The sequence below is a fragment of the Streptomyces sp. NPDC006294 genome (assembly GCF_042870895.1).
Classification (GTDB): domain Bacteria; phylum Actinomycetota; class Actinomycetes; order Streptomycetales; family Streptomycetaceae; genus Streptomyces.
Genome location: NZ_JBIAHV010000002.1, coordinates 387,567 through 399,667, shown reverse-complemented (window position 1 = coordinate 399,667; position 12,101 = coordinate 387,567). Strand labels below are relative to the sequence as shown.

The following is a 12,101-nucleotide window of genomic DNA, read 5'->3' as shown; positions in this document are numbered from 1 at the left end:
CGCGCCCCGGAGGCCGTTCCGGCGGGCGCCGTGCCGGGGTGCGGCCGCCGGCCGGCCGGGGCACGATGGCGGCATGCTGCTCGCCCGCGTCGCCGAAGTCTCCCGCGAGGTCGCCGCCACCTCGGCCCGCTCGCGCAAGATCGCCGCGCTGGCGGACCTGTTCGCGGAGGCAGCGCCCGAGGACGTCGCGCTCGTCATCTCCTACCTCGCCGGACGGGTGCCGCAGGGCCGCATCGGCGTCGGCTGGAGCGTCCTGAAGGAGCCCGTGCCGCCCGCCCCCGCACCGGCCCTCACCGTCGGTGAGACCGACGCCGCGCTCGCCGCCCTGGCCCGGGTCTCCGGCCCCGGCGCCCAGACGGAACGCCGCAGCCGCGTCCACCGGCTGATGTCCGCGGCCACCGCCGAGGAGCAGCGCTTCCTGCTGCGGCTCCTCACCGGAGAGGTACGCCAGGGAGCACTCGACGCCGTCGCGCTCGAAGCGGTCGCCAAGGCGGCCGGCGCGCCCGCGGCCGACGTACGGCGCGCCGTCATGCTGGAGGGCTCGCTGCCCCGCGTGGCCGCGGCGCTGCTCGCCGAGGGGCCGGCGGCCCTCGAACGGTTCCGGCTGCGGGTCGGCAGCCCCGTGCAGCCGATGCTCGCGCACACCGCGAAGTCCGTGACCGAGGCGGTCGCGGCGCTCGACGCCCCCTGCGCCGTCGAGGAGAAGCTCGACGGCATCCGCGTCCAGGTGCACCGCGCCGGAACCGATGTCCGGATCTACACCAGGTCCCTCGACGACATCACCGGCCGGCTGCCCGAAGTGGCGCAGCAGGCAAGGGAGATGACCGGCGACGGGTTCATCCTCGACGGTGAGGTCATCGCGATGGCGGACGACGGCCGGCCGGTGCCGTTCCAGGACATCGCCTCCCGCGTGGGCTCCCGCCTCGACGTCGAGACGGCCCGCGCCACACTGCCGCTGTACCCGGTGTACTTCGACGTCCTCGCCGCCGACGGCGAGCCGGTGCTCGACCTGCCCGGCCACGAGCGGCACGCGATCCTCGCCCGGCTCGCCGCCGAGCCCACCCGGGTACGGCGCGTCGTCGTCGGGGACCCGGCCGCGGCGGAACAGGTCACCGCCGCCGAGGAGTTCTTCACCGCGACCCTGCACCGCGGTCACGAGGGCGTCCTGGTCAAGGCCCTGGACGCGCCGTACAGCGCCGGGCGGCGCGGACGCTCCTGGCTCAAGGTCAAACCCGTCCACACCCTGGACCTCGTCGTCCTGGCCGTCGAATGGGGCCACGGCCGGCGCACCGGACTGCTGTCCAACCTCCACCTCGGCGCCCGAGCGGCGGACGCCGGCTTCGTGATGCTCGGCAAGACCTTCAAGGGGCTCACTGACGAGATGCTGCGCCGGCAGACCGAGATCCTGCGCGAACTCGCCGTCGACGACGACGGTTTCACGGTCCGGGTGCGGCCGGAGCTCGTCGTCGAGATCGCCTACGACGGACTGCAGCGCTCCAGCCGCTACCCGGCCGGGGTCGCCCTGCGCTTCGCGCGCGTACTGCGCCACCGGCCGGACAAGCCGGCGGCGGAGGCGGACACGATCGAACAGGTGCTGTCCGCCGGCTGACGGGCCCGCACGACGGCCCGGGGGCGCCGGCCGATCACCGCCGGGGCTATGTTTTCCTCACCCGGACGAGGGAACTGAACGTACGACATGTGGCCGATGGCCGCGTGGTGTGGACGCATGGGGGAGCGGACAAACGAATGAGTGGACAGTCAGGCCGCCCTGGTGACCGGTCACGGCGCCCTTGGCGGAGCTTCGGGGGCCCCGGCTTACGGTTGGTCGCGGCGACGGCCGCCGGCGCGCTCGCGGGGCTGGCCGTTTTCAGCCTCACTCAGGTGACCAGCCGCATCCTGTTCGTCGTCACGGGCGGCGTCGTGGGCGCGGTGACCGTACTCGCCGTGCAGTGGTACCGGCGCCTCGCCCAGCTCACCGAGGTGAAGGTCACCATCCCGCAGCTGAGCGAGCTCACGTTCTCCGTCAACAACGACTCCCGCCAGGTCGCCTGGCAGATGTTCGTCGAGACGGTGACGCGGGTGTCGACCCAGCCCCTGGCCAGTGACGACGGGCACGTCCGCGAGGCGCTGACGTCGCTCTACGGGCTGTTCGCCACGACTCGGGAGACCCTGAAGGCCGCCCGTCCCTCCGCTCCGGTGCCGGGCGGGCAGACGGTCGAGTATCTCGCGATCACCATGCTCAACCGGGAGCTCCGGCCGTTCCTGTCCCACTGGCACCCGCGGCTGTCGGAGTTCGAGCAGGCGCACCCCGACAGCCCGGAGTCCGACTGGCCGGACAACACCGCCTGCCGGGCCGAGTTGCAGCAGGTGCAGCGCGACCTCCACGCCTACGCGGTCGGCTTCGCCCGCCTCGCCGGTGTGCGGGAGGCCGAGACGCTGATCAGACACGTCCCCGGCCCCCGCACCCCTGACGGCCGGTCGGAGAGGAGCACCGCGGTGCGGGACAGTGGGCCGCAGCCGCAGTGAGGCCGCAGAGCCCCGCGACGCCCGCCGGGCCGCAACCCGGGCCGCAGCTCAGACCTTCGCGTACGACGCCTTCATCTCCTACAGCCACGCCTGGGACAAGGACGTCGCGAAAGCCTTCCAGAACGCGCTGCAGGACTTCGACCGTCCCTGGTACCGGCCCAGAAGACTGAAGCTGTTCCGCGACGAGACCAACCTCGGGGCAAGTCCCCATCTGTGGCGCGAGATCGAGGAGGGGCTGACCCGGTCCCGGTGGCTCGCCCGTCGGGCAAGGCCGTCACCACCTGGCGCCCGGGCGGCGACCGAACCCTGGAGGCGGGCGCGCCCCGGGTCACCGCCTGACCGACCCGGCGTCCTGGACGGGATCGGCCGACCGGGCGGCCCCGCCGCGGGCCGGCGGGCCGGCGCCGGCGTTCAGCGCAGGCCCAGTACCTTGTCGGCGAACGCCGACAGGTTGGCCATGGTCCGGGCGATCTGCTCCTCGAGCGTCAGGTTCTCCTCGTACCGCCCGTGCCGCAGCTTCGGCTGCCGCTTGCCGCGCACATACAGCGAACAGGCCAGGTCCGCGCAGAGATACGTGCCCACCGTGTTCCCCTCCCGCCCGGCGGGGCCCGCCAGCGGGGCGGCGAACAGGGTCACGCCGGAGGAGGCGTGCGCGGTGAGACACGCCTGGCACATGCTCGACTTCACGGCACTGGTCCGTCCCGCGGACGGGACGCGCAGGGTGATGCCGGTCGGCCCGTCCTCCCGCGGCAGCACCAGGTGCGCCTTGAGCGGGGCGCCCGGGTCGACCCAGCCGAGGAAGTCGAGGTCCTCCCAGGGAAGTGCGGCGAAGTCGGCGGGCAGGCGCATCCGGGTGGCCTCCCCCTTGGTGCAGTTCACGAAGGACGTACGGATCTGTTTGTCGGTCAATGGTTCCACCCGGTGGAACGTAACAGCGTGGCCGGGTGCGGGCATCCGGTTTACCGGGCATCGGATCTATGGTGTCCCCGACCTGTCGCCCCGCACGGAAGGAGCCTGGCCATGCCCACAGAGCCGCTGTCACAGAAGGAGATCGAGGACCGGCTCCGGGAACTCCCCGGCTGGTCCCTCGAAGGGGACAGGATCGCCCGCTCCTACCGCCTCGGCTCGCACTTCGCGGCCACCGCCATGGTCGTGCACATCGCGCAGATCCAGGAGGAGCTGAACCACCACTCGGACCTCACCCTCGGCTACAACACGGTCGCTCTCACGGTCCAGTCCCACGACGTGAACGCCCTCACGGACCGGGACTTCAACCTGGCGGAGCGCGTCGAGCGGATCGCCGAGGGCCACGGCGCGAACTAGGGCCGGCGCGAACCAGGGCCTTCGTTTGGCATGTTCTGCCCATGCTCGACCACGACCGCGAGGCCGCCGTCCACGACGCGACCCGAGGCGGTGTGCCCAGGGCGGAGGTCGCCGCCGCGGCCGTGCTCGGTCTGGTCCCGGACCAGGCCCGCACCCCTCCTCGACATCGGCTGCGGCACCGGCCTGGTGACCCAGCGGATGCGCCGCCCCGGCCTGCGCGTACTGGGCTGCGACGGCTCGTACGGCATGGCCCGCAAGGCCGCCGGCCGCATCGGGGCGGCCGTCGTGCTCGGCGGCGTGCGGCGGCTGCCGCTGCGTGACGCGGCCGTCGACGCGGTCAGCGCCGTCTGGCTGCTGCATCTGGTGCCCGCCTCGGCCGCCGTCGTGGCGGAGGCCGCCCGCGTGCTGCGGCCCGGCGGGGTGTTCGTCACCACCGTCGACAAGGACGCCGGCCACGACGTGGACAGCGACATCGACGCCGTACTGCGCCCCCATCGCTCCTTCGCCGCCGCGTCGAACCGGGCCGGTCTGATCGAGGAGTCCGCCGCCGCCGGCGGACTGCGGCCCGCCGCCCGGACCCGTCGTACGCCCTGCACGCCTTCCGCAAGGACGGCTGACCGGCGCCGGCGCGGGCGGCTGCCGCACTGGGCGTCGTGTTCGAAGGCGACGGCGCGTGCGGTCCGCAGGCGCACCGAACGGGTGGTGCTTTGCCGGAACGGCAAGAAAATTCGCCAGGACGGGACCTCTCGCGCCACCCTGACCGTATGAGCCATCACCACGATTCCACCCATATCGACTGGAACGAGCAGGCCCAGCTGCTGGAGCGCGGCGCGGAGGTGCAGAGCCCTCTGTACCGGCAGGCGGCCGACTGGCTGCGCGAGCTGGTCCCCGCCGGTGGCGTCCGCCGCGTCCTCGACATCGGCAGCGGCCCCGGCGTCATCTCCGGGGTGCTCGCGGAGGCCTTCCCGTACGCCGAGGTCGTCGCCGTCGACGCCACCGCGCCGCTGCTGGAGCGGGCCCTGACCCGCGCCGCCCGCAACGGTCAGGCCGACCGGATCAGCATCCGCCACGCCGAACTGCCCGACGGGATCGAGGACCTGGGCGAGGCGGACCTCATCTGGGCGTCGGGGGCCGTTCACCACCTCGGCGACCAGCGCGCCGCGACCGGCGCGCTCGCCCGGCTGCTGCGGCCCGGCGGGATGCTCGCCCTCCTCGAGGGCGGACTGCCCGCCCGGCACCTGCCGCGCGACATCGGCCTCGGCAGGCCCGGCCTGGAGAGCCGGATCGGCGCGGCCGTCGACGAGTGGTTCGCCCGGATGCGGGCGGAGCTGCCGGGCGCGAAGGACGAGGGCGAGGACTGGCGCGCGATGCTTGCCGCCGCGGGGCTCACCCCGAGCGGTACGCGCTCCTTCCTCCTCGACATCCCGGCGCCCCTGCCGGCCGCGGTGCGCGAGCAGTTGGTGTCCGGCTTCGCGTGGCAGCGCCGCATGGTGGAGGAGGTGCTGCCGGCCGACGATCTCGCGGTCCTGGACCGGCTGCTGGACCCCGAGGACCCGGAGGGGCTGCTGCGGCGCCCGGACGCGTACTTCCTCACCGCGCGCACGGTGTTCACGGCGCGCAAGGACTGACCGGACGCGGGCGGCGGGCGGGTCCGGGCTCCTGTCCCGGCCCCGCCCGTCAGCCGCCCTCCGTGCCCGCGGCCACCGGCTCCAGCCGCCACCACTGGTTGGGGGAGTCGGTGTCCTCCCACTGCCGTACATTCGCCCCGTCGGCGGTGGACGAATCGGCCACCTCCAGCAGCAGCCCGCTGATGAAGCTGACGACCGTCACCGTGCCCGGCGAGTCGAGATGACGCTCGACGATCCACTCCTGGGCGCCGAAGTTGTTCGGCTTCCACTGCTGGACGTTGGCGCCGTTGTCCACCGCCGCGTTCGCCACATCGAGGCGTTTGCCGCTCGCCGCGTTGACGAAGTGGTACAGCCCGTTGCCGTTCGGCACCGGGGCGATGTGCCACCGCTGGGCCGGCGCGCCCGTCTCCATGCCCTGCTGGACGTTGGCCCCGCTGCCCCTGCCGCCGCCGTACACCTCGAGCAGCAGTCCGCTGCCGACGTTCCGCACCAAATAGAGCCCCGGCTCGAGTGGCCCGTTCACTGTCCCCGCCTTGTCCCCGTGTCCGCCCGGCTCCTCCGGGCGACCGACGCGATCATCGTCGCATCCGCCACTGACAACGACTCCGGTGCTTCGACGTGTCCGCTGTGCACGCCGGGCCAGGGACGGGATTCTGGGGGCGGTCCACCCGACGAGGACGGCGGAGGCGCCATGGAGCGGGAACAGGTGTGGCAGGCCGTCGACGGCGCCCGGCTGGGCGTGGCCGAACTGCTCGAGCAGTTGTCCGACGACGAATGGCGCCACGACTCGCTCTGCCGGGGCTGGACGGTCCGCGACGTCGCCGCGCACCTGACGCTGCAGCAGCTGAGCGTCGGCACGGCGGTCGTGGCGATGATCCGGGCCCGCGGGGACGTCGACCGGCTGATCCACGACATGGCCCGCCGGCGGGCGGCGCTCCCCACGCAGCGGCTGATCGCCGAGATCCGCGGCACGGTGGGCTCCCGGCGTCACAACCCGGGCGTCACGCACCTGGAGACGCTCATAAACATCCTCGTGCACGGCCAGGACATCGCCGTGCCCCTCGGGCGCCGGCTGGAGATGCCCGTGGACGCGGCCGCGACGGCCGCGTCCCGAGTGTGGGAGCTGGGCCGGCCCTTCCACGCGAAGAAGAAGACGGCCGGATTCGCGCTCACCGCGACCGACACGGCGTGGTCCGTCGGCGAGGGCCCCGAGGTCCGGGCGCCGATCGGGGACCTTCTGCTGCTGCTCACCGGCCGTACGGTCGTCCTGCCGCGGCTGGCGGGCGACGGAGCGGCCGGCCTCTCGGCGCGGCTGCGGGGCACGGCGGACGGCGCCGGCTGACCGGCCGGCATGCAGACGGCGCAGCCGCGGTGTCCGCTGCTGCGCCGTACCGGTGCCGGCGCGCCCGTGGCCGCCGTCCGGGTCAGGAGTCGACGTCGGCCCAGGAGTCGCTCGGGCGGCGCCGACGCCCGGTCAGGAGTTGACGTCCGCCGGCTCCGGGCCGAGGCGCTTGCCCTCGTCGAGGGCCGCCAGGGCGGCCATGTCGTCGGCGTCCAGCTCGAAGTCGAACACGTCGATGTTCTCCCGGATCCGCGACGGCGTCGAGGACTTGGGGATCACCACGTTGCCCACCTGGAGGTGCCAGCGCAGCACCACCTGGGCGGGGGTGCGGTCGTGCTTGCGGGCCACCGCGACGATCGTGGGCGCCTGGAGCAGGTCCTTGCCCTGGCCGAGCGGGGACCAGGCCTCCGTGGCGATGTTGTGCCGCGCGTGGAAGTCGCGGAGCGCGGACTGCTGGAGCTGCGGGTGCAGTTCGATCTGGTTGACCGCCGGGACGACCGACGTCTCGCCGATGAGGCGCTCGAGGTCCTCGGTCCGGAAGTTGGACACACCGATCGCCTTCGCGCGGCCGTCCGCGTGGATCTTCTCCAGGGCGCGGTACGTGTCCACGTACGTGCCCCTGGCCGGCATCGGCCAGTGGATCAGATACAGGTCGACGTGGTCGAGGCCGAGCTTCCCGAGGGAGGTGTCGAAGGCGCGCAGCGCGGCGTCGTAACCCTGGTCGGAGTTCCACACCTTGGTGGTGACGAACAGGTCCTCGCGGGCGATCCCGGAGCCGTTGACGGCCTTTCCGGTGCCCGACTCGTTCCCGTAGATGGCCGCGGTGTCGATGCTGCGGTAGCCGGCCTCCAGGGCCGCGGTGACCGTCTGCTCCGCCTCGTCGTCGGGCACCTGCCAGACACCGAAACCGAGCTGCGGCATCGCGACGCCGTTGTGGAGGGTGGTGAAGGGGACCTTGCTCACGAGCGGTCGATCCTTACGTCGTCGGTTGAGGTACTCCCAGCGTCAACGATCATCGCGCGCCGTGCATTCCCCGCGCCGCGGGGCGCGCCGCTCACCGGTACAGGGCTTCCACCTCGGCCGCGTACGCGTTCTCGATCGCCTTCCGCTTCAGCTTCAGCGACGGTGTGAGCAGCCCGTGCTCCTCGCTGAAGGGGTGCGCCAGGATCCGGAACGTACGGATCGACTCGGACTTGGAGACCAGGGTGTTGGCGGTGACCACGGCGCGGCGGATCTCCATCTCCAGCTCCCGGTCGCGGACCATCTCCGCGGGCGGCAGCGGCGGTCTGCCCTGGATGGCCAGCCAGTGGTCGACCGCCTCCGGGTCGAGGGTGACGAGCGCCGCGATGTACGGCCGGTCGTTGCCGACGACGATGCACTGCGCCACCAGCGGATGCGACCGCACCCGCTCCTCCAGGCCCGCGGGGGACACGCTCTTGCCGCCCGAGGTCACCAGGGTCTCCTTCTTGCGCCCGGTGATCGTCAGATAGCCGTCCTCGTCGAGCGCGCCCAGGTCGCCGGTGGCCAGCCAGCCGTCGTGCAGCACGGCGTCGGTGGCCTTCCGGTCGCCCAGGTACCCCTGGAAGATGTTCGCCCCGTGCAGCCACACCTCGCCGTCCTCCGCGATGTGCACCGTGGTGCCGGGGATCGGCAGCCCGACGGTGCCGTAGCGGGTGCGCTCCGGCGGGTTCGCGGTGGCGGCGGCCGTCGACTCGGTCAGCCCGTAGCCCTCGAAGACGGTGACGCCGGCGCCCTCGAAGAACAGCCCGAGCTGCCGGTCCATGCCGGAGCCGCCGGACATCGCGTGCCGCACCCGGCCGCCCATCGCGTCGCGGACCTTCGCGTACACCAGCTTCTCGAACAGCTGGTGCTGCATCCGCAGTCCGGCGGACGGGCCGGGGCCCAGGCCGAAGGCCCGGTGCTCCATGGCCTCCGCGTACCGCACGGCGACGTCGGCCGCCTTGTCGAAGGCGCCGAGTCTGCCGGCGCTCTCGGCCTTGCGGCGGGCGCTGTTGAAGACCTTCTCGAAGATGTACGGCACGGCCAGGATGAACGTCGGCCGGAACGCGACCAGATCGGGCAGCAGGGCGCTCGCCTGGAGCACCGGCTGGTGGCCGATCTTGACCCTGCCGCGGATCCCCGCGACCTCGACCATCCGGCCGAAGACGTGCGACAGCGGGAGGAACAGCAGGGTCGACGCCTCGTCGCCCGGCTTGGAGCGGAACACCGGCTCCCAGCGGCGGACCATCGTGTCCGCCTCGAACATGAAGTTCGAATGGGTGATGACGCAGCCCTTGGGGCGACCCGTGGTGCCCGACGTGTAGATGATCGTGGCGACCGAGTCGGGGGTGACCGCCCGCCGGTGCCGGTGCACCACCTCGTCGTCGATGTGCGCGCCCGCCTCGACGAGCTGTTCGACGGCGCCCGCGTCGAGCTGCCACAGCCGTTTCATCAGCGGCAGCCGGTCGATCACGGAACCGATCGTCATGGCGTGGTCCTCGTGCTCCACCATGCAGGCGGTGACCTCGGAGTCGTGCAGCATCCAGAAGACCTGCTCGACGGAGGAGGTCGGATACAGCGGCACGGATTGGGCCCCGACCGTCCACAGCGCGAAGTCGAACAGCGTCCACTCGTAGCGCGTGCGGCACATCAGGGCGACCCGGTCGCCGAACCGCACCCCGTGCGCCAGCAGCCCCTTCGCCAGCGCCAGGACCTCGTCGCGGAACTGTCCGGACGTCACGTCCTGCCATCGGCCCGCGCCGTCCTTGCGGCCGAGCGCGACGCGGTCGGGGTCGTCGAGGGCATGGTCGAAGACCGCGTCCGCAAGTCCGCCGACCTGAGGCGCTGCGGCCATGGGTGGGACAGTGAACTCGCGCAATGGCTGCTCCTTGTGGCGCTCCGCACAGCGCCGAGACCGTACCCCAGGATCCCGTCCGGCGGGAGGGTCTTCGTGAACCGTGGACGAATGGCGTAGACACAGGTCAGGGGCGGTGGTCGGGACGTGGAACGGACCGTGGGGCCCGATACCTGACTCGTCGGTAAGTAGTCCGGTGCGCAATCTCCACCGAATCTGTACGGCCCGATCACCTGGCCGTCGCTCCGCCCGGCGCGGACGTGGTCGAAGCCGGTGTGCGGCCCCGTGGCCGGGGCCGGGCGACCGGGGGCGCGGCCCCGCGGTCACGCCCCGGCCCCCGTCAGCCCGGCACCGGCGCGTGCAGCCGGTCGCCGGCCGCGAGCAGGGCGCCCGCCAGCGCCTCGGCGGCCTCCTTCGCCGCATCCCTGCGCCGGCCGTGCAGCAGGACGAAGTCGACGGAGCCCAGCTCGGGCAGGCCCGCCCGCTCAGGTACCGCGACCAGACCGGGCGGGATCAGCCCGCGGGTGTGCGCCATCACGCCCAGACCGGCGCGGGCCGCGGCCACCAGACCGCTGAGGCTGCCGCTCGTACAGGCGATCCGCCAGGACCGGCCCGTCTGCTCCAGCACCTCCAGGGCGCGGGCGCGGGTCAGGGCCGGCGGCGGGAACAGGATCAGCGGCAGCGGGCGGTCCGGGTCCACCCGCAGCCCCTCCGCCGAGATCCACACCATCCGGTCCCGCCACACCAACTCGCCGAGCGTCGCCCCCGGCCCCCGCTTCGCGAGCACCAGGTCCAGCCGGCCCGCCTCCAGCCGCTTGTGCAGGGTGCCGGACAGCTCCACGGTGAGCTCCAGGTCCACCTCGGGATGGTCGCGGCGGAACGCCTCCAGGATCTCGGGGAGCCTCGTCAGCACGAAGTCCTCCGACGCGCCGAACCGCAGCCGGCCGCGCAGCCGCGTACCCGTGAAGTAGGCGGTGGCGCGCTCGTGCGCCTGCAGGATGGTGCGGGCGAAGCCGAGCATCGCCTCGCCGTCCTCCGTCAGCTCCACGCCGTGGGTGTCACGGCTGAACAGCGGCCGGCCGGCGGCGTCCTCGAGCCGGCGCACATGCTGGCTGACCGTCGACTGGCCCAGCCCGAGCCGGCGCGCGGCCTGCGTGAAGTTCAGCGTCTGTGCCACCGCGAGAAAGGTGCGCAGCTGGGTGGGGTCGTACACCGCGCCGATCCTACGCCGCCATCGTGAATCGTGATGGCAGTCAGTGCGGTGTACGGGATTCCCGATCAGCCGGCGCGGCAGGAACATGGGGAGGGCACGACCCTGACCGAGAGCGAGTGGAGCACATGAGCCGCCGCCGTACCCCGCGCCTGCCGTCCTGGCTGCCGATCGACCCGTACATCCTGGCGCTCCTCGGGACGGTGGCCCTCGCGGCGCTGCTGCCCGCGTCCGGAGCGGCGGCCGACGTCGCGGGCGGCGCGTCGACCGCCGCGGTGGCGCTGCTGTTCTTCCTCTACGGCGCGCGGCTCTCGACGCGCGAGACGCTGGACGGACTACGGCACTGGCGGCTGCACGTCACCGTGCTCGCGGCCACCTTCGTCGTCTTCCCGCTGCTGGGGCTCGCGGGGCGGCTGCTCGAACCGGCGGTGCTGACACCCGAGCTCTCCACCGGACTGCTCTTCCTGTGCCTGGTGCCGTCGACGATCCAGTCCTCCATCGCCTTCACCTCGATGGCCCGCGGCAACGTGCCCGCCGCGATCTGCGCCGGCTCCTTCTCCAGCCTCGCCGGCATCGTGCTCACCCCGCTGCTCGCGGCCCTGCTGCTGGGCGGCGCGGCGGGCGGCTTCTCGGCCGACTCGCTGCTGCGGATCGTCCTCCAACTGCTCGCGCCGTTCCTGGCGGGCCAACTGCTGCGCCGCTGGGTCGCGGGCTTCCTGGCCCGCCACAAGAAGGTGCTCGGGTACGTCGACCGCGGCTCGATCCTGCTCGTCGTCCACACGGCCTTCAGCGAAGGCATGGCCGCCGGCGTCTGGCAGCGGGTCACCCCGGTGCGGCTCGGCGCGCTGCTCGCCGTCGAGGCGGTGCTGCTGGCGGCGATGCTGACCCTCACCTGGTTCGGCGCGAAGCGCCTCGGCTTCGACCGGGCGGACCGGATCGCGATCCAGTTCGCCGGCTCGAAGAAGAGCCTGGCGGCCGGACTGCCCATGGCGACCGTGCTGTTCGGCGCGCAGGCGAGCCTGGCGGTGCTGCCGTTGATGCTCTTCCACCAGATGCAGCTGATGGTCTGCGCGGTGATCGCGAAGCGCCGCGCCCACGACCCCCCGTGTGCCGCGGACCGGACGGAACGAGCCGGTCCGCCGCCCACCGCGCTGCGAACCCGGTGAGGCGCTCGCCGCCCGCCACACCCCCTCGGCCGGGGCCCACCCGCCGTGGGAA

General features: G+C 73.0%; 12 protein-coding genes. 7 read left to right on the top strand and 5 right to left on the bottom strand.

Annotation, left to right across the window (positions count from 1 at the left end; genetic code table 11):
- Nucleotides 1-73: 73 nt before the first annotated feature.
- Together ACFYOP_RS04805 and ACFYOP_RS04800 are read left to right on the top strand one after the other, a co-directional pair.
- A complete protein-coding gene (locus ACFYOP_RS04805) occupies nucleotides 74-1,609 on the top strand; it encodes an ATP-dependent DNA ligase (protein ID WP_356890477.1) in 1,536 nt (511 codons plus the stop codon).
- A 272-nt stretch (nucleotides 1,610-1,881) separates the two neighbouring features.
- Nucleotides 1,882-2,526, top strand: a complete 645-nt coding sequence (locus ACFYOP_RS04800) for a hypothetical protein (protein ID WP_356890479.1) — start codon at nucleotides 1,882-1,884, stop codon at nucleotides 2,524-2,526.
- A gap of 411 nt (nucleotides 2,527-2,937) precedes the next feature.
- Here ACFYOP_RS04800 and ACFYOP_RS04795 read toward each other — a convergent pair whose 3' ends face one another.
- A complete protein-coding gene (locus tag ACFYOP_RS04795; protein WP_356890481.1) occupies nucleotides 2,938-3,444 on the bottom strand; it encodes an FBP domain-containing protein in 507 nt (168 codons plus the stop codon).
- 102 nt (nucleotides 3,445-3,546) lie between these two features.
- On the opposite strand from ACFYOP_RS04795, the gene ACFYOP_RS04790 reads away from it, so the two are divergent.
- From ACFYOP_RS04790 to ACFYOP_RS04780, 3 genes are all read left to right on the top strand, one after another.
- Complete coding sequence (locus ACFYOP_RS04790; protein ID WP_356890482.1) at nucleotides 3,547-3,849, top strand: 4a-hydroxytetrahydrobiopterin dehydratase; 303 nt, start codon at nucleotides 3,547-3,549, stop codon at nucleotides 3,847-3,849.
- A 186-nt stretch (nucleotides 3,850-4,035) separates the two neighbouring features.
- On the top strand, nucleotides 4,036-4,617 hold the full coding sequence (locus ACFYOP_RS04785; RefSeq protein ID WP_388450848.1) for a methyltransferase domain-containing protein: 582 nt from the start codon (nucleotides 4,036-4,038) through the stop codon (nucleotides 4,615-4,617).
- Nucleotides 4,614-5,477 carry a class I SAM-dependent methyltransferase gene (locus tag ACFYOP_RS04780; RefSeq protein WP_356890484.1) on the top strand — a complete coding sequence of 288 codons (864 nt, stop codon included), beginning with the start codon at nucleotides 4,614-4,616 and terminating at the stop codon, nucleotides 5,475-5,477. The genes ACFYOP_RS04785 and ACFYOP_RS04780 overlap by 4 nt, the downstream gene beginning before the upstream one ends.
- A gap of 49 nt (nucleotides 5,478-5,526) precedes the next feature.
- On the opposite strand, the gene ACFYOP_RS04775 is transcribed toward ACFYOP_RS04780, so the two are convergent.
- Nucleotides 5,527-6,000: an RICIN domain-containing protein gene (locus tag ACFYOP_RS04775; protein WP_356890486.1), complete on the bottom strand. Its 474-nt coding sequence runs from the start codon at nucleotides 5,998-6,000 to the stop codon at nucleotides 5,527-5,529.
- A gap of 168 nt (nucleotides 6,001-6,168) precedes the next feature.
- On the opposite strand from ACFYOP_RS04775, the gene ACFYOP_RS04770 reads away from it, so the two are divergent.
- Nucleotides 6,169-6,819, top strand: coding sequence for a maleylpyruvate isomerase family mycothiol-dependent enzyme (locus ACFYOP_RS04770; RefSeq protein ID WP_356890488.1), 651 nt, complete (start codon nucleotides 6,169-6,171; stop codon nucleotides 6,817-6,819).
- Between the two features lie 132 nt (nucleotides 6,820-6,951).
- Here the strand turns inward: ACFYOP_RS04770 and ACFYOP_RS04765 are convergent, their stop codons facing one another.
- The 3 genes from ACFYOP_RS04765 to ACFYOP_RS04755 all read right to left on the bottom strand — a co-directional run bounded on the left by ACFYOP_RS04765 (nucleotide 6,952) and on the right by ACFYOP_RS04755 (nucleotide 10,895).
- Nucleotides 6,952-7,782 carry an aldo/keto reductase gene (locus ACFYOP_RS04765; protein ID WP_356890490.1) on the bottom strand — a complete coding sequence of 277 codons (831 nt, stop codon included), beginning with the start codon at nucleotides 7,780-7,782 and terminating at the stop codon, nucleotides 6,952-6,954.
- A gap of 91 nt (nucleotides 7,783-7,873) precedes the next feature.
- On the bottom strand, nucleotides 7,874-9,673 hold the full coding sequence (locus ACFYOP_RS04760) for an AMP-binding protein (protein ID WP_356890492.1): 1,800 nt from the start codon (nucleotides 9,671-9,673) through the stop codon (nucleotides 7,874-7,876).
- A 340-nt stretch (nucleotides 9,674-10,013) separates the two neighbouring features.
- A complete protein-coding gene (locus ACFYOP_RS04755; RefSeq protein ID WP_356891167.1) occupies nucleotides 10,014-10,895 on the bottom strand; it encodes a LysR substrate-binding domain-containing protein in 882 nt (293 codons plus the stop codon).
- A gap of 116 nt (nucleotides 10,896-11,011) precedes the next feature.
- Here ACFYOP_RS04755 and ACFYOP_RS04750 point away from each other — a divergent pair, with 116 nt between their 5' ends.
- On the top strand, nucleotides 11,012-12,049 hold the full coding sequence (locus ACFYOP_RS04750; protein WP_356890494.1) for a bile acid:sodium symporter family protein: 1,038 nt from the start codon (nucleotides 11,012-11,014) through the stop codon (nucleotides 12,047-12,049).
- Nucleotides 12,050-12,101: the final 52 nt, after the last annotated feature.